Raw genomic sequence first — 16,666 nt, 5'->3', positions numbered from 1 at the left:
CAATTTCGTTCTCTGCTGGGCAGGGGACGACCGGTCGACCGACGTTGCCTGAACGGAACAGTAGCGGCCCTTCGTCGACGGCCTCTTGTTAAGGCCGGACGGCGACTGGCGATCAGGAGAAGTCTTTCGTGGACACTATCGGCGTCTTCAACAGCGCGCATGGCGCTGAGGCTTTCGGCCTTCGCAATCTCAAACGGGTTTTCTGGAATCTCGAGGCCCCCGCGCTCTACGAGCAGTCCCTGACCCGCAAGGAGACCCAGCTGGTCAAGGGTGGCGCGCTGCTCGCCGAGACCGGCGTGCACACCGGCCGCTCCCCTAAGGACAAGTTCGTGGTGCGCGATGCCACCACCGAAGACACGGTGTGGTGGGACAACAACGGCGCCATCACCCCCGGCCATTTCGACACGCTGCTGCAAGACTTCCTGGCCCATGCCGAGGGCAAGGAGCTGTTCGCACAGGACCTCTATGGCGGCGCGGACCCGGCCTACCGGGTCAAGGCGCGGGTTTTCACCGAATTCGCCTGGCACTCGCTCTTCATCCGCAACCTCCTGATCCGCCCGGACCTCGCCGAGCTGAAGAGCTATGTGCCGGATCTGACGATCATCGACCTGCCGACCTTCAAGGCCGATCCGGCCCGCCATGGCTGCCGCTCGGAAACGGTCATCGCCTGCGACTTCACCCGCAAGATCGTGCTGATCGGCGGTACGTCTTACGCCGGCGAGATGAAGAAGTCGGTCTTCACCTATCTCAACTTCGTGCTGCCCGCGCAGAACGTGATGCCGATGCACTGCTCGGCCAATGTGGGTCACGACAACGATGTGGCCGTATTCTTCGGCCTGTCCGGCACCGGCAAGACCACACTCTCCGCCGATCCCAACCGCATCCTGCTCGGCGACGACGAGCATGGCTGGGGGCCGAGCAGCGTGTTCAACTTCGAGGGCGGCTGCTACGCCAAGACCATCCGCCTGTCGCGCGAGGCCGAGCCTGAAATCTTCGCCACCACCGAGCGCTTCGGCACGGTGCTGGAGAACGTGGTGATCGACCCGATCACCCGCGTGCCGGATTTCGACGACGCGTCGAAGACGGAAAACACGCGTTGCGCCTATCCGCTCGACTTCATTCCCAACGCGAGCGCGACCGGCCGCGCGGGCGTACCGAAGAACATCGTCATGCTTACCTGCGATGCCTTCGGCGTTTTACCTCCCATCGCCAAGCTGACGCCTGCGGAAGCCATGTATCACTTCCTCTCCGGCTACACCGCGAAGGTGGCAGGCACGGAAAAGGGCGTGAAGGATCCGGAGGCGACCTTCTCCACCTGCTTCGGCGCGCCGTTCATGCCGCGTCATCCGTCGGTCTACGGCAACCTGCTGCGCGATCTCATCGCCAAGCACCATGTGGATTGCTGGCTGGTCAACACCGGCTGGACCGGCGGCAAGTACGGCATCGGCCGCCGCATGCCGATCCGCGTCACGCGCCGCCTGCTCACCGCAGCGCTCGACGGTTCGCTCTCCCGCGCCGATTTCCGCCGCGATCCCTATTTCGGCTTCGCGGTGCCGACCTCGGTGCCGGGCGTCGAGCCGCACATCCTTTATCCGGTCAAGACCTGGCAGGATAAGGCAGCCTTTGCCCAGACCGCGAAGCGCCTCGTCGACATGTTCAACGAGAACTTCAAGCGCTTCGAGGCGCATGTGGACGCCGACGTGCGCGCCGCAGCCCCGCAGACTCTGATTGCGGCCTGACGCGTTCTTTCGTTATCTTCGCAAACGGCGGCTCTCGGGCCGCCGTTTTGCTTTTGGGGTTTGAGATGGACGTTCTCGTCATCGGAGCAGGCGTCGTCGGGCTTGCCGTCGCGCGCGCATTGGCCTTGCGCGGCCACGCGGTCATCGTTGCGGAAGCGACGGGCGGTATTGGCAACGGCGTGTCCTCGCGCAACAGCGAGGTGATCCACGCGGGCATGTACTACCCGACCCAGTCGCTACGCGCCCATCACTGCGTCACCGGGCGGCGGATGCTTTATGCGTTCTGCGAGAGCCACGGCGTGCCGCACGCCAAATGCGGCAAGCTCATCCTGGCAACGAACGAGCGCGAACAGGCCAAGATCGAATCCATTTACACGCAGGGCCTCTCCAACTGCGTCGAGGGCTTGTCGTTATTGACGGAAGCGGCCGCGAACGCGCTCGAACCGAACCTTGTCTGCACCGCCGCGCTTCTGTCCTCCGAGACGGGCATCATCGACAGCCACGCCCTGATGCTGGCGCTCCAGGGCGATCTTGAGGCCGCAGGCGGCCTGATCGCCTTTCACGCGCCGGTCGAACGCATCGTGCAAGCGGGCACTGCGTGGGAAGCGCATGTGGGCGGCGCGGAGCCGACTGTGCTGCCCGTCGATGCCGTCATCAACGCGGCGGGCCTCGGCGCGCAAGTGGTGGCGCGCGCGACGGAGGGCTATGCCCAAGAGCGTGTGCCACGCCTTGTGCTCGCGAAGGGCAATTACTTCGGCTGTCTCGGCAAGCCCGCCTTCTCGCACCTCATTTATCCCGCGCCGGTCGACGGCGGCCTCGGCACACACCTCACCCTCGACCTCAACGGTCGCATGCGCTTCGGGCCGGACGTGGAATGGATCGAGCGCGAGGACTACACCGTCGATCCGCAGCGCGCGGAAAGCTTCTATGCCTCCATCCGCCGCTATTGGCCCGGCCTGCCGGATGGTGCGCTGACGCCGGACTATTGCGGCGTCCGCCCCAAGCTCACCGGCCCTGGCGAACCGGCGGCGGATTTTTGCATCGAAAGTCCGGCGGAGCACGGCCTTCCCGGCCTCGTCCACCTCTTCGGCATCGAGAGCCCCGGCCTCACATCGAGCCTGTCGATTGCGGAGGATGTGGCGGAGCGATTGGGTGCGTGAAGCCCTCCCCGCAAGGGGGAGGAAAGAAGGTCGCGTTCTACCTGAAGAACAACACCGTCGTGAGCACGAAGGTCGGAATCAGGATCGCGCAGGACCACAACAGATAACCGAAGAAGCTTGGCATCTTCACGCCGCCCTCGCGGGCGATGGCATAGACCATGAAGTTCGGCGCGTTGCCGATATAGGAGTTCGCGCCCATGAAGACCGCGCCCGCGGAAATGGCGGTGAGCGTCAGCGCGTCCTTGGTCATCAGGGCCTGCGGATCGCCGCCCGCCAGTTCGAAGAACACCAGATAGGTCGGTGCATTGTCGAGGAACGAGGACAGGCCGCCCGCGAGCCAGAAATAGGCGGCGTTGTTGGCGCTACCGTCGGGATGCGTCACCAGCGCCACGAGCGGTGCGAAGGCTCCGTTCGCCCCCGCTTTCAGGATCGCGAGCACCGGAATGATGGTGATGAAGATGCCCGCAAACAGCTTCGCCACTTCGACGATGGGGCCCCACGAAAAACCGTTGTCCGCGCGGCTCACCTTCGGTGTCAGCGCAAGCGAGATCAACGTGACGGCGATCATGATGAGATCGCGCAATGCATTGGCGACTTCGATTTCGGCGCCGAGCAAAGTGAACCGTCCGAGATCGACCATCGCGCTCATCAGGATCGCGCCGATGATGACGAGGATCAGCACGAAGTTGATGCCGCCCTGAATACGCACCGGATTGTCCGGCGTAGGATCAGGACTGAAATGACCTTCCTTCTTGTAGATCACACTGTCGATCACGAAGAACAGCGCCAGCAGCAGCCCGCTGACGAAAAGGGTCCCCGGCAGAAGGTGCCGCGTTGTCCAGAAGAAGTCGACGCCGCGCAGGAAGCCCAAGAACAGCGGCGGATCGCCGAGCGGCGTCAGCGAGCCGCCGATATTCGACACGAGGAAGATGAAGAACACGACCACGTGCACATTGTGCCGCCGGTCGTCATTGGCACGCAGCACCGGGCGGATCATCACCATCGACGCGCCTGTCGTGCCGATGAAGCTCGCGAGAACCGTGCCGATGGCGAGCAGCATCGTATTGGTCGCCGGCGAGCCATGGATGTTGCCGCGCACCAGAATGCCGCCCGCCACCGTGAAGAGGGCCAGCAGCAGCAGGATGAATGGGATGTATTCAAGGAACGCCGTGTGCGCGAGCGTGTGGAGGGCGGTCATCGCCCCCTCGCTCAACGCCATGGGGACGAGGACCAGCAGGCCCCATAGGGCCGCGATCTTGCCGAGGTGATGCTCCCAGACTTCCGGGGCGAGCAGGGGAAAGAGCGCGATGGACAAAAGAATGCCGGCGAAGGGCAGCGCCCAGACGAGGCCGAGCGAGCGTCCGTCAAGTTCCGCCGCGAAGGCTGCCTCGGGCAGGACCATCAGGGCGGCGGCAAGCGCCAGGCTCATCAGGCGTAGCATGGTCTCTCCCCCATAAGCCGGTTGCCCCGGCACGATTTGATGCCTCAGGTTTAGGGGATCGCCGGAATCGCCGCAACGCCCCAGCCATTAACCGGCTATTCAGCTTGATGGAAAGATAGTAACAAAAAGTCGCATGCGGGCGCACGAAGCGCTCTGGGATGAAGGACCGATGTGCCGCTTTCTTGCCTACCGGGGAGAGCCGATCTTCCTCGCCGATCTGGTCTGCGCGCCGACGCATTCGCTGGTCCATCAGTCGCTCCACGCGGTCGAGGCCAAGACGGAAACCAACGGCGACGGGTTCGGTATCGGCTGGTATGGCGATCGCAACGAGCCCGGCCTCTACCGGGAGATCCGGCCCGCCTGGTCCGACGAGAACCTGCGCAGCCTGTGCGATCAGGTCCGCTCGCGCCTGTTCTTCGCCCATGTGCGCGCTTCCACCGGCACGTCGACGACCCGCTCCAACTGCCACCCCTTCGCCCATGGGCGGCACCTCTTCATGCATAACGGGCAGATCGGCGGCTACGGGCGCATCAAGCGCCGCCTCGAGGCGCTGATCCCGGACGAGCTTTACGACACCCGCCTCGGCACCACGGATTCGGAGGCGATCTTCCTGCTGGCGCTTGCCAACGGCCTCAGCACGGAACCCGTGGCGGCCATGGCGCGCACCTTGAAGACGGTGTGCGGCCTCATGGGCGCGGCGGGAATCGACGAGCCGTTCCGGTTCACCGCGGCCTTCACCGACGGCGAAAACCTCTTTGCCTATCGCTGGTCCTGCGATGCCAAGCCGCCGACCCTCTATTACCGCGAGGAGCCCGGCGGTCTGCTCGTGGTCTCCGAACCCATCGACGACAAGGATCGCGGCTGGCGCGAGGTGCCCAAGGGCTGCGCCCTCATCGCCCGCGCAGGCGAGGCCGTGCACGTCGCGTGCCTGAACGAGGCCATCGGCCGTCTCGCGGCTTGATTCATCACTCCTAAGAGACCCAAGGCGCGCCGACCGCATAACCGGAGCAGAGACAGGCGCCGCCGCCGATACACGCTCTAGTAGCGCCGCGACTTCATCGCGACAATCGTTACGGGAAGCAATTCCAAGAAAACTATAGTATTTGTGATTGATACTTTATTTCATGTCGCAGTAAATTTAACTTTGCACTAAAGAAGATTAATTATTCGTTGCTTACAGATCGCCACAGTGCGAGGTTCATATGTGAACCAAGTGTCTGGGGGGTCACGATGGTCTTTGTTCATTCTGCCGCTGAGCTTGCGTCTAACGACACCCGCTCGATCCACACCTTATCTGCTCACGACGTCACCTCGCGGGCGCCACGGCGACGATCGTCTGTGACGGAAGGCCCTTCGGGCGAAGTCATCATGGTCAAGACCTGCGATGTTCCCCGCAGCGACGCCGATCTCTTCGAGGAGGACTGGGCGAGTTCACTAGAGCTGATGCGCCGACAGCCGGGCTTCGTGTCGGCGACGCTGCACAAGCCGATCGACAGCGGTGGCCCTTTCATCAGCTATGTGAACTACGTGGTCTGGCGGAATGCGAATGCCCTCGCGGGCGCCTGGCAAAAGGTGAGCGCGTTTGCAACGATCCTTGCCGCGGAGGATTTCCACGACGCCGTTGCGAAGGCCCGCGATGCCAGTGCACAGCATCTCTATGCCGCGACGCAGACAGCCCAGATGCTGCCGAGCCGTACGGAGCCACAGGGCACCGAACCGGCGCATCGGGATGTCCGCGGCCTGCAGAGCACGAAAGACCGCTACGGCCCCGTAGCGATAGCGCTCCATTGGATCAGTGCGTTTCTGATCCTGCTTGCGGTCCCGCTCGGTTTTGCCATTCAGAATGTAGGCGAGGAGTCGCGGGTAGCGATCTTTCTGGCCCACGCGACCATTGGTGTGACGGTCGGAATTCTCACGCTTATCCGCCTCGCATGGTGGACGCTGGCGGACCGCCGCCCTGGGCGGGCTCCGGACCAATCGCGGTTTATGCACGCACTCGTCGGGGGCGTGTACCTCTTCTTCTATTTCGCCTTGCTGTTCCTGGCGCTCGGCGGAATCTTCATCTCCATTGCGAAGATTCTGGGGCCGACGCTCGCGACCTCACTGCCGGGGATCGTGCCTTATCTCCATCTGCCCGTTCCGGTGCATAACCTCGTGGCGCGCCTCTTCGTCACCATGCTGATCCTGCACGTCGTCGCAGCCCTCTATCATCACTGGGTCAAGCGCGATGGAACCATGACCCGCATGTCACCGCCACAAAAGGACCATGCACCCGCATTCGCTGGAAGTGTCGCTGCCGCGACTTAGACTGAAGCAAAACGCCGAACGAAAAGGCCCCCGCTTACGCGAGGGCCTTCCCTTTTTGAGACCACCCAATCAGATGATCAGTAAGTCCGCGTAGGTCATCTTCAGGCCCTTGCTGATCGTGGCGAAGACCACGGCCTTGCCCGCGCTCGAGCCATCAGCGTCGTAGGATAGGGTGCCCTTCGTCGCGTCGTAGACGATGTAGTCGTCCTTGTCCTTCGCCTTGGCTCCGATGGTGAAGAAGTTCTTGTTCAGCGCGCCGGGCTTGGACAGCGTGCCCGCGCCGAGCTTCTTGAAGATCGCGTTGTCGAGGAGGATGGTGTCATCCTTCACGTTGAAGTCCACGATCTTGTCGATGTTGCTCGACGAGAGCTTGGTGTCGAACACGAACGAGTCCTTACCCGCGCCGCCGGTCAGCGTGTCGGCACCCAGACCGCCCGAGAGCGTGTTGTTGCCGGCATTGCTGATCAGCACGTTGGCGAGGCTGTCGCCGATCAGCTTGATCGCCGCGCCGTTATTGGCCGCCTGCAGCACCTCCACGCCCGTGCTGCCGCTGAGCGAGAAGCTGACCGTCGTGATGATGGTGTCGGTACCGGCCGCGTCGATCACCCGGTCGCCGGCATTGTCCACGAGGTACGTGTCGTTGCCCGCCCCACCCTTCATCAGATCCGCGCCGAGGCCGCCGTCGATGACATTGTCGAAAGCGTCGCCGCTCAGGATGTCGTTGAACGCAGAGCCGGTGAGGTTCTCGAGGGAGTCGTAGGTGTCGTCCGCCGCGTTGCCGGTGTTCTCGCCCGGAGCCGCGAGGTTGACCGTGACGCCCGTCGCCGCACTGACATAGGACGCGGTGTCGATGCCCGCACCGCCATAGAGGGCGTCGGCGCCCGCGCCACCATCGAGCGTGTCGTTGCCGTCATCGCCCTGCAAGTAGTCGTTGCCGCCATGACCCTGGATGAGGTCGTTACCCGCGCTGCCGATGAGCGCATTGCTCGCATCGTCGCCGACTAGGTGATCGTTCCCATCCGTGCCGCGGGCGATCTGGAACGGCAGCGCGCGGGCAACGAGCGGATCGTGATCGCTCGCATGCTGCTGCGCGTCGAATTCCGAGTTGACGCGAACGATGTCGAAGGCCTCGATCCTCGCCAGCATCGCCGCCGACACGTAGATGTGGTCGAGCGACTGCGAGTTACCGTTGTAGATGTAGTCCGTCCGGTCATTCGGATCGGCAATGAACTCATCGCCCAGCTCGAAGAGAACCTGCGCGCCAGCTGCTTCGCCGCTGAGGACCTTCAACGGATTGCTCCAGGTGAAGTCGTTCAGATCGCCGAGCACGGCGATATTGGCGTTGGGATCGGCGGCAAGAAGCTGATCCACATAGGCCTTGATGAGCTTCGTCTGTTCGATGCGCTGGAGCTCGCTGGCCAGCACCGGCGGCTGGTTGCTGCCGAAGATCGCGTCGTCACCCCCCTTCGAGTTCAGGTGGTTATTGATGAAGGTGTAGGTTTCGCCGTTGAAGGTGAATTGCGCGATCAGCGGCTTGCGGCTCGACTGGAAGGCATCGTTGACCAGCGGGTCGGGATCGACGATCCGCGCCAGCGATCCCGGCACGAGGTCCACCACGTCGTCGTTGTAGAGATAGGCCTGACGGATATTGCCGCCGGGCTGGCCGCCGTCCTTGTTGTTCTCCGGGTTCAGGTAGGCGAACTTGTAGCGCGGGCCGCCTGCCCCGACGATGGCGTCGACGAGGGTCTGCAGGGTCTTGTCCGCCGAGACGACGCCGTTATCGACCGAGCCGCTGTCGTCCTGGATCTCCTGCAGCGAGATCACGGCCGGCGCGCCCATGTTTTTGACGATGTGCTGCGCAACCTTGGCGAAGTGTCCGCTGTCGATGTCGGCATCGCCGTCATCGTCGTTGGGGTCGAGGTTTTCGACGTTGTAGGTGGCAAACGACAGGAAGAACGGGTTCGTCGCCGTGACCTTCGTCACTTCCGGCTGGAGCGTGGACTGCTGAGTCACGACCGGCGCGGTGCCGACCAGCACTTCGTAGTTCGAGAAGCCGTAGGAGAGAATGCCGGTCACTGCGCCGAGCTTCGCGCCCACATCGACCATCGGCATGCTGAGGCTGTCGCGGATGTTGTCGATCTGGATGCGCTCAGGGTTATAATCCGTGCCGACGCTCGCGAGGCCGCCGCGGCCGTTCAGGCTCGACGGGTCGTAAGCGCCATCGATGACGGTCCAGATCTCGCCATAGGCATTGGTTGCACCGACAACGCGCGTGGGCTCGATGGTGACGCGCATGCCTTCGAGGCTCTCGTAGAAGGCTGCTGCGGAAGTAACATCGCCGGTCGGCGGCATGAGGCCGTACGGGCCGATCACAACGGCATCAGGCAGCGCATTGCCCTTCGAGGTCACGTTGACGGCAGCGTCGGTGCCAAACTGCGTCAGGGTGAGATCGTTGCTGCCGGACGGCTTGTATTCCGCGACCTTGCCGGAGATCGTCACCGCGTCGCCCACTTCGACATTCGGCGTCCAGGTGGAGCCGCGGAACACGAAGATCGCGTCGGACGTCGTGGCGTCGCCGTCGCCGTTCACGTCCTGCACATAGAAGCCGCGCGTGGTGCCCGTCATCTGGATGGCGGTGATCACGCCCGTGGTCAGGACGTTCTGGCCGACATATTCGGAGGTGTGGCCCGTGCCCTGGATCTTATAGATCGCCAGCGGGTCGTCATTGAGGATCGTGCTGGTGGCAGCGGCCGTGGAAATCGACGTTCCGCCGCTCGCATTCGAGAGCGTGACGGAGAAAATCTCGTTCGGTTCAAAGACGGTGTCGGCGCCAACCGCGATCTCGATCACCTTCGTGGTTTCGCTGCCCGTGAATGTCAGCGTACCGCTGGTCAGGCCGGTGAAGTCGTCGGCCGTCGCATGGCCCGCACCACCGAGGCCGGTGAGGTTCCAATCCACGGTCACGTCGGCCGAGGGGTTGGCGCGCGTCACCGTGAAGGTGAAGATCGTTACGCCGTTGTTGCCTTCCACCTTGCTGACATTGTCCGCGACGATGGAGAGGCTTTGATCGTTCGAGGGCGTGATGAAGGTCTGGCCGGAATTGACCCCATCCCGCGTGGAGGTGCTGGTAAAGGTCGTCCAGGTGTTGAAGTCGCTGGAGCTGCTGCCCGTGCCCTGGCGCTGGATGGAGCCCATGGCCGCGCCCGTGGAACCGTCCTCGACAGCGACGATGTTCGTGCTGGTCATGCCGCTGGCGGCGCCGTTCGCCGCCGTGAACTGACCCTCGTAGCTGAGGAATTCCACGACCGTTCCGCTGGCGTTGACAAGGGCAAGACCGTCGGGCGCGCCGTTCTGAAGGCCGACCGCATTGACGCTGACGAAGCCGAAGCCGTTGCTCGTGTTTGTGATGACGCCGGACAGGGCAATGTCGGTGCCGTAGGTGTTGCCCGTGGTTCCGTCATAGAGCTGGATTTTCCACCCCGTCAGATCGGTGCCGGCAAGGCCGGCAATTTCGATGAATTCGTTAGCGTCTGCACCTGCGTTGTCATAGTGCAGCTCATTGATCCAGACATTCGCCATGGGTGGGGGCCTCGCGCGCGCTCGAAAGTTTAAGGAACCGGTTGGACTGGACAGGAGAGGGAGATGCTCGGTCCAGGATTTCGGCGAATACCCGCGCTCCACGACAGCTCCGTGAAGAGCGCGCGACAGTCAGACGACACTACACAGCTGTTGACAGACTATGCGTCCAATTCGGGATAATGGCGAAAGATGCCGTCCTCATTGAAAGGAATACGTCGTTCGCTCGCTAAATAAGCTTTGATGCGCCGCCTCTCGCTCACGGCATCATGTAGTGCAACGACGCGCGGCGTAGTCTTCAAGATGCGCTTCATCGCCTTCGGAAACGCATAGGACAATCCTTCGACGATTTGGAACAGGGAGAGATCCGCATAAGTTGTCGAGCGCCCGACGAGATGTTTGCCTCCTGCCGGATTGCGCGCGAGGATTGTTTCAAACCAATCCAAAAATTTCGGAATCCGGTGTTTTCGGAAATCCGCCGCGCGCTCAGCCGCCTCTTCTTTCTGGTCTTCGTAGTAGCGCTCGACCGACAAGGGATGATGCGTATCATGCGCCTCGGCCACAAGATCGGTGACGGTGAGTTGAATCTGGTGCGCCCACAGACACCCGGTTTCACTCTTTGGAACAAGACCGAGCTTTGGCCCGAGATAGAGAAGGATCTCCGCCGTCTGGCCGATGAGCACATTGCCATCGCGCAAGAACGGCGGCGCGAAGGGTGGGTGGGCGGCCTCCTCCATCACGCGCATCATGGCGCGGATCCCGAGTCCGTCCTTCGACGAGCCGCGCGCTACATCCACATAATCCGCGCCCGCGTCCTCCAGCGCCAGCCGCACGAATTCGCCGCGCCCCTGAATGCTTGGCCAGTAAAAGAGCTCGTAAGCCATGCGCGTCCCCATTGTTGCAGCAGGAAAACGCGCGAACCGTGCGGGAGGTCCCGCCATTCAGGGATGCGGTTTTCTAACGGCGTAGGTCCGCTTGTAACGCTCCGATCACCTGCCCGATGAGGTCCAGAAACATCGCTCGCTTGTCAGATGTGAGCGATTTGAGGGCAATGTCATTCACGATCTGCGCGGCTTTCGTGGCCGGAGCTTCGAGCGCGCGCGCCGTGCGGGTCAGATGGATGCGTTGCGAGCGGCCATCCTCCGGGTTTGGCTTGCGGAGAATGAGGCCGTCGCGCTCCATGCGCGTCAGTGTATTCGCGACGGTGGCCTGTTCCAAGTCGAGGCGGGCAACCAGGTCTTTCTGGGTCAACCCGTCTTCCCGCCAGAGTTCGAGCAGAATCGGAAATTGCCCTGTCGTCAGCCCGAGCGGCTGGATGCGCTCCCCAAGCGCGCTGGCGAACAGCCTTGCCATGTGATTGACGGCAAAGCCGGTCGATTGGTCCTTGTCGAAACTCATATGCAGTCGCTCATATCAACCCTATCAAACTGACCGCCGATACTACCTTGCATAGCATGCTATTCAATGTTACATAGCATGCTATATATTAATAGGAGTATCCCGTGCACCCAATCCGCATTGTCGCGTCAGCGTTCTTAGCAATGCTTGCCCAATCCGGTCCCGTTTTCGCAGATGAACTCGTCTTGTCGGACTCTGCCCGTAGCGACGGGACGAGCTTCGCCGAGCAGCTCAGCACGACGACGAGTGGACCCATCGCCCTGCTGAATACGTTCGTCGTGCCCCCAGGGCAGGAACAGGCCTTCGAGCAGGGTTGGACCCGTGCCGCGGAGGCGTTGCGGCGTCAACCGGGCTTCATCTCGACCCGACTGCACAAGCCGGTCGGCGCGTCCCGGCTTTGGGTGAACTATGCGGTGTGGGAAAGCACTACGGCCTTCGCCGCAGCGCTCGTCTCGCCGGAGTTCAGGGCTGCCGCGGCGAGCATGGCTTCCACTGGCTTTCGTCGCCTGTATCAAGCTGGGCCGGTTCTCGGCCCGACGCGCTGAGGGAGGATGCCTATGGCACTGAAAGGCTCGTTTGAACGCTACGGAGCTGTCGCAGTGGCGTCGCATTGGCTGAGTGCAGCGCTCATCCTCGCGTTGATCCCCCTCGGCTTTCTCATGCAGGACGCTACAGGTGAGACGAGGCTGATATTTTATCGAATACACGTTCTCGTCGGCGTCGTGGCCGGGATGCTCACCCTCTTCCGCCTCCTCTGGTGGGCTGCGTTCGATCACCGTCCCGCGCCGCTGGCCGCCTCGCGCGCACAGCACATGATCGCGCGGATCACCCATGTCGGGCTCTATGCCGTTCTCATCGCCCTCGTCGTCAGCGGCGTTGCGATGACGGCAAAGAGTAACCTAGGCGCCGGGTTGGTGTCCGGCGATGTCGCCTTGATATCGCCGTCGCCGATACGCGTGCCGCCCCGCCTGGCTCATGGTGTCGCGGCGCGGCTGCTGCTGGCCTTGCTGGTGCTGCATCTGGCGGGCGCGCTGTATCACCATTGGATGAAGCGAGACGAAACGTTGAGCAGAATGCTGCCCCGAACCCGCTAAGACCTTACAAGGGAGCAGCTGCGGCAAGGCGTTCCAGCGTCTCGCCCTCAAGCCGCAGGTGGCGATGCTCCAGATCGCGCATGCCGAGCGTCTCGTAGAACCGGATCGCGGGGCGCCCCTCTTCGACGAACAATTCGATCCGTTCCCAGCCGCGCGCCAGTGCAACCTTCGCGACCGCCGCCATGAGCGCCCGCGCCGCGCCGGAGCGGCGCTCATTCGGCACCACGTAAAGCGCATGCACGATGCCCATGGCCTTGCCGCGCCAGCCCGCATAACCGCGAAAGAAGGAGACGAAGCCGACGGGCGTCCCCGCACGCTCCGCAATGAAGGCCTCGAACAGCGGATCGTCGCCGAAGCCGCTCTCCCTGATCCGCTCCACCGAGGTCCAGGGCGTCTGGCCCGGCAGATGATCGTCGATCAGGCCTGCCGTGAGGGCGAACAGGGTATCAGCGTCGGAGGCACCTGCGGGGCGGATGGTGAGAGACATGGGAATGGGTCGATCTTCGCCTGGCTGACCGTCAACGCTTCTCTCGCCCCTCAATTCAAGGTTCCGGTTCCTTGTGACAACAGAGGGAGCAGCGCACCCTTGAGAGCCTCCATCTGCTGTTCGGTCTCGTCGCGGGTCCTGTTCGCATCCGGGTTGAGGAGCGCGCGCAGCCGGGCGTTCTCGGCAGCCAACCGGTCGTTCTCCGCCATGAGAATCGCCACCTTCTCCTCGGCGATCCGAGCCCTTGTCTGGGCGTCGTTCCGTTCCTGCTCACGAATCTGCACCCGGTCGCGCCAAAGGCGGGTCGCTACGGATTCCGTTTCATCATGCATGGCCGGCTCCTCGAGCGATCAGATCGATCTCTGCGTTTCGAGAAACTAGGCCCCCGGCCCTTAACGTATCGTTGCGGAATTGTTCTTGGGGTCACGCTAATGCGCCTCGTCCCAGTTCTGCGCGGCGCGCGCGTCGACGGAGAGCGGCACCTTCAGCGACACGGCGGGGAACGAGGCTTGCGTCATCACGCGGGTGATGACCGGCAGCGTCGCCTGAACCTCGTCGTCGGGGACCTCAAACACCAGTTCGTCGTGCACTTGCAACAGCATGCGCGCGGAGAGGCGCTCCGCCTTCAGCGCGCCCTCCATGCGGATCATGGCGCGGCGGATGATGTCGGCGGCCGAGCCCTGAATCGGCGCGTTGATGGCCTGACGCTCCACCGCCGCGCGTTCTGACGGATTGCCGGACTTGATCTGCGGATAGTGGCAGACGCGCCCGAAGATCGTCTTGACGTAGCCGTTCTCGCGGCACGACGCCTTGATGTTGTCCATGTAGGTGCGGATGCCGGGGAAACGCTCAAAGTACTGCTTGATGAAGGCAGCCGCATCCGCATTCGCGATGCCGAGGCGCTGCGCGAGGCCGAAGGCGGAGATGCCATAAATGATGCCGAAATTGATCGTCTTGGCCTGACGGCGCAGTTCCGGATTCATCTGGTCGAGCGGCACGCCGAACATGGCGGAAGCGGTGGCGGCGTGAATGTCCTGCCCCTTCGCAAAAGCGTCCTGCAACTGCGGGATGTCGGCGATATGCGCCAGGATGCGCAGCTCGATCTGGCTGTAGTCCGCCGAAATGATTTTGGAGCCCGCCGGCGCGATGAAGGCGCGGCGGATCTTGCGGCCCGCTTCCGTGCGGATCGGGATGTTCTGCAAATTCGGCTCGGAGGAGGAGAGCCGGCCCGTCGTCGTTGCCGCCAGCGAGAACGACGTATGTACCCGCTTAGTTTGCGGATGCATGTGCTGCTGGAGCGTGTCGGTATAGGTCGATTTCAGCTTCGCGAGCTGACGCCATTCGAGAATGCGCGCGGGCAGTTCGTGACCGGCCTGCGCCAATTCGTCGAGCAACGTCGCGGGCGTCGCCCACTGGCCGGAGGGCGTCTTCTTCGCGCCGGGCAGGCCCATCTTGCCGAAGAGAATGTCGCCGATCTGCTTCGGGCTGCCGAGTGTGAACTTTTCGCCCGCCATCTCATGGATCTCGTCCTCGATGCGGGCGAGCGACTGCGCGAAATCACCGGAGAGGCGGCTCAAAATCTGCCGGTCGACGGCGATGCCTTCCATCTCCATGCGCGCGATCACATCGACGAGCGGGCGCTCCAGCGTCTCATAGACCGTGGCGCGGCCCTCTGCGACGAGGCGCGGTTTCAGCACCTGCCACAGGCGCAAGGTGACATCGGCATCCTCCGCCGCGTAGGCCGCCGCTTTTGAAATCTCGATCTTGTCGAAGGACACTTGGTTCTTGCCCGTGCCCGCGACTTCGCCGAAGGGAATCGGCGAGTGGCCGAGATGGCGGCGCGAGAGTTCGTCCATGCCGTGCGAGCCCTTGCCCGCATCGAGCACGTAGGAAATCAGCATCGTGTCGTCGAAGGGGCGCATATCGATGTTGTGGCGCTTCAACACGACCCAGTCGTATTTCAGGTTCTGGCCGATCTTGAGAACGGACGGATCCTCCAGCAGCGGCTTGATGATGTCGAGCGCGTCCGTCATCGGCATCTGGCCCGGCACGAGGCCACCGCCGAAAAGGTCGGAATCGTTGCGGTGCTGAAGCGGAATGTAAGCGGCCTTTCCTGCTTCAACCGAAAGCGAGAAGCCCACAAGATCGGCGAGATTCGCGTCGAGATCGTTCGTCTCAGTGTCGACGGCCACGTGGCCTTGCGCGCGCGCCAGCGCCACCCACTCTTTCAGGCGCTCCGTGCTGGTCACGGTCTCATAGGCGTTGATGTCGAAGGCGAGCGAGGAGGCTTCCGTCGCGCGTTTGGTCGCAAGCTGCGCGGGCGTGCCGAGCGCGCCTGCAAGCGCGCCCACGACATGGGGCGCGGCTTCCGCACCGTCGGCAACGGCGGGAAGGCTTTCTTCCGGCGTCCCAAGCCGCTCCCACCGGATCGCCTCGCCTCCCGGCATCAGGCGCGGATCGGGTGTGACGGTCGTCGGATCGACGTCGTAAAGCTCCGCCACGCGGCGGGTGATCGTGTTGAACTCCATCGCTTTCAAGAAGCTCACCAGCCCCTTGCCGTCGATCTCCGGCATGCCGAGCGAATCGAGCGGCGCGGGCAGCGGCGCTTCGCAATCGAGCGTCACGAGCTTTTTGGAGAGGCGCGCGTTGTCGATGTTGGCAAGCAGCGTCTCGCGGCGCTTGGGTTGCTTGATCTCGCCTGCACGCGCCAGCAGCGTTTCGAGATCGCCATATTCCTTGATCAATTGAGCGGCGGTCTTCAGGCCGATGCCAGGCACGCCCGGCACGTTGTCGGAGGTGTCGCCCATCAGCGCCAGCACGTCGCCGATCTTTTCGGGCGGAATGCCCTCCCACTTCTCCATCACGGCGGATTCGTCGAGATTGCGCTCGGGCCGGTAGCCGGGCTTGCCCTTGATGCCGGATTCGAAATCGTAGAACGAGACCAGCGGCCCCACGAGCTGCATCAGGTCCTTATCGGAGGACACGATCAGCACCTGCGCGCCGCGGGCCTTCGCCTCCTGTGCGTAGGTGGCAATCAGATCGTCGGCCTCATAACGGAGCTGTTCGAGGGGCTCCATGCCGAGCGCGCGGATCGCCTCGCGCATGATCGGCATCTGCACCTTCAGGTCTTCCGGCGCATCGGGGCGGTGACCCTTGTAGTCCTCGTAAAGCTCCTTGCGGAACGAGCCTTCGGACTTGTCGAGCACGATGGCGAGATGCGTCGGCTTGAAGCCCGCTGCCCCCTCGCGGATGAACTGCAGGAGCTTGGTGACGAACAGGCGCACCGCGCCGGTCGGCATGCCGTCCGAGGTCCGGCTGTTGTACTTCGAGTCCTGGTTCATGGACTGGAAGTAGGACCGGAAGATGAAGGACGAGCCGTCGACGAGGAAAACGTGATCGCCGGCTTGGACGGGACGAGGAGCAGCCATGGGTCTCATGCGTAAAGAAATGACCGCACAGAGATA

The 16,666-nt window shown here is 63.0% G+C and carries 13 protein-coding genes; 6 read left to right on the top strand and 7 right to left on the bottom strand.

Going from position 1 to position 16,666, the window contains the following annotated elements:
* The first annotated feature begins 128 nt into the window (after positions 1 to 128).
* A complete protein-coding gene (locus tag HB375_RS04095; RefSeq protein ID WP_167671647.1) occupies positions 129 to 1,739 on the top strand; it encodes a phosphoenolpyruvate carboxykinase in 1,611 nt (536 codons plus the stop codon).
* Between the two features lie 65 nt (positions 1,740 to 1,804).
* Complete coding sequence (locus HB375_RS04090; RefSeq protein ID WP_167671646.1) at positions 1,805 to 2,899, top strand: NAD(P)/FAD-dependent oxidoreductase; 1,095 nt, start codon at positions 1,805 to 1,807, stop codon at positions 2,897 to 2,899.
* Between the two features lie 37 nt (positions 2,900 to 2,936).
* On the opposite strand, the gene HB375_RS04085 is transcribed toward HB375_RS04090, so the two are convergent.
* Positions 2,937 to 4,340, bottom strand: a complete 1,404-nt coding sequence (locus HB375_RS04085; protein ID WP_167671645.1) for a sodium:proton antiporter — start codon at positions 4,338 to 4,340, stop codon at positions 2,937 to 2,939.
* Positions 4,341 to 4,509: 169 nt separating this feature from the next.
* On the opposite strand from HB375_RS04085, the gene HB375_RS04080 reads away from it, so the two are divergent.
* Together HB375_RS04080 and HB375_RS04075 are read left to right on the top strand one after the other, a co-directional pair.
* Positions 4,510 to 5,301 (top strand): class II glutamine amidotransferase, encoded by a 792-nt coding sequence (locus tag HB375_RS04080; RefSeq protein WP_167671644.1) that lies wholly within the window; start codon positions 4,510 to 4,512, stop codon positions 5,299 to 5,301.
* 377 nt (positions 5,302 to 5,678) lie between these two features.
* Positions 5,679 to 6,647 carry a cytochrome b/b6 domain-containing protein gene (locus HB375_RS04075; RefSeq protein WP_167671643.1) on the top strand — a complete coding sequence of 323 codons (969 nt, stop codon included), beginning with the start codon at positions 5,679 to 5,681 and terminating at the stop codon, positions 6,645 to 6,647.
* A gap of 69 nt (positions 6,648 to 6,716) precedes the next feature.
* On the opposite strand, the gene HB375_RS04070 is transcribed toward HB375_RS04075, so the two are convergent.
* The 3 genes from HB375_RS04070 to HB375_RS04060 all read right to left on the bottom strand — a co-directional run bounded on the left by HB375_RS04070 (position 6,717) and on the right by HB375_RS04060 (position 11,621).
* Entirely contained in the window at positions 6,717 to 10,226 is a 3,510-nt protein-coding gene (locus HB375_RS04070) for an endonuclease/exonuclease/phosphatase family protein (RefSeq protein ID WP_167671642.1), read from the bottom strand.
* 158 nt (positions 10,227 to 10,384) lie between these two features.
* Positions 10,385 to 11,107 (bottom strand): glutathione S-transferase, encoded by a 723-nt coding sequence (locus HB375_RS04065; protein WP_167671641.1) that lies wholly within the window; start codon positions 11,105 to 11,107, stop codon positions 10,385 to 10,387.
* A 73-nt stretch (positions 11,108 to 11,180) separates the two neighbouring features.
* Positions 11,181 to 11,621, bottom strand: coding sequence for a MarR family winged helix-turn-helix transcriptional regulator (locus tag HB375_RS04060; protein ID WP_167671640.1), 441 nt, complete (start codon positions 11,619 to 11,621; stop codon positions 11,181 to 11,183).
* Positions 11,622 to 11,806: 185 nt separating this feature from the next.
* Here HB375_RS04060 and HB375_RS04055 point away from each other — a divergent pair, with 185 nt between their 5' ends.
* Both HB375_RS04055 and HB375_RS04050 read left to right on the top strand, forming a co-directional pair.
* Positions 11,807 to 12,166: an antibiotic biosynthesis monooxygenase family protein gene (locus HB375_RS04055; protein ID WP_246728310.1), complete on the top strand. Its 360-nt coding sequence runs from the start codon at positions 11,807 to 11,809 to the stop codon at positions 12,164 to 12,166.
* 12 nt (positions 12,167 to 12,178) lie between these two features.
* Positions 12,179 to 12,715, top strand: coding sequence for a cytochrome b (locus tag HB375_RS04050; RefSeq protein WP_167671639.1), 537 nt, complete (start codon positions 12,179 to 12,181; stop codon positions 12,713 to 12,715).
* 4 nt (positions 12,716 to 12,719) lie between these two features.
* Here HB375_RS04050 and HB375_RS04045 read toward each other — a convergent pair whose 3' ends face one another.
* The 3 genes from HB375_RS04045 to polA all read right to left on the bottom strand — a co-directional run bounded on the left by HB375_RS04045 (position 12,720) and on the right by polA (position 16,630).
* Positions 12,720 to 13,202, bottom strand: coding sequence for a GNAT family N-acetyltransferase (locus tag HB375_RS04045; RefSeq protein WP_167671638.1), 483 nt, complete (start codon positions 13,200 to 13,202; stop codon positions 12,720 to 12,722).
* A gap of 50 nt (positions 13,203 to 13,252) precedes the next feature.
* Positions 13,253 to 13,534 (bottom strand): hypothetical protein, encoded by a 282-nt coding sequence (locus tag HB375_RS04040; RefSeq protein WP_167671637.1) that lies wholly within the window; start codon positions 13,532 to 13,534, stop codon positions 13,253 to 13,255.
* A gap of 96 nt (positions 13,535 to 13,630) precedes the next feature.
* A complete protein-coding gene (polA, locus tag HB375_RS04035; RefSeq protein ID WP_205800025.1) occupies positions 13,631 to 16,630 on the bottom strand; it encodes a DNA polymerase I in 3,000 nt (999 codons plus the stop codon).
* Positions 16,631 to 16,666: the final 36 nt, after the last annotated feature.

Origin of the sequence: Microvirga terricola (assembly GCF_011777495.1) — a bacterium.
GTDB lineage: Bacteria > Pseudomonadota > Alphaproteobacteria > Rhizobiales > Beijerinckiaceae > Microvirga > Microvirga terricola.
Note: the sequence above shows the minus strand (reverse complement) of the source record. Positions and strands in the feature narration are given on the sequence as shown.

Bases quoted from the DNA above. Each gene is read 5' to 3' on its own strand.
- HB375_RS04060 (WP_167671640.1), bottom strand. From the start codon at position 11,621: ATGAGTTTCGACAAGGACCAATCGACCGGCTTTGCCGTCAATCACATG.
- HB375_RS04090 (WP_167671646.1), top strand. From the start codon at position 1,805: ATGGACGTTCTCGTCATCGGAGCAGGCGTCGTCGGGCTTGCCGTCGCG.
- HB375_RS04045 (WP_167671638.1), bottom strand. From the start codon at position 13,202: ATGTCTCTCACCATCCGCCCCGCAGGTGCCTCCGACGCTGATACCCTG.
- HB375_RS04040 (WP_167671637.1), bottom strand. From the start codon at position 13,534: ATGCATGATGAAACGGAATCCGTAGCGACCCGCCTTTGGCGCGACCGG.
- polA (WP_205800025.1), bottom strand. From the start codon at position 16,630: ATGGCTGCTCCTCGTCCCGTCCAAGCCGGCGATCACGTTTTCCTCGTC.
- HB375_RS04070 (WP_167671642.1), bottom strand. From the start codon at position 10,226: ATGGCGAATGTCTGGATCAATGAGCTGCACTATGACAACGCAGGTGCA.
- HB375_RS04080 (WP_167671644.1), top strand. From the start codon at position 4,510: ATGTGCCGCTTTCTTGCCTACCGGGGAGAGCCGATCTTCCTCGCCGAT.
- HB375_RS04065 (WP_167671641.1), bottom strand. From the start codon at position 11,107: ATGGCTTACGAGCTCTTTTACTGGCCAAGCATTCAGGGGCGCGGCGAA.
- HB375_RS04085 (WP_167671645.1), bottom strand. From the start codon at position 4,340: ATGCTACGCCTGATGAGCCTGGCGCTTGCCGCCGCCCTGATGGTCCTG.
- HB375_RS04050 (WP_167671639.1), top strand. From the start codon at position 12,179: ATGGCACTGAAAGGCTCGTTTGAACGCTACGGAGCTGTCGCAGTGGCG.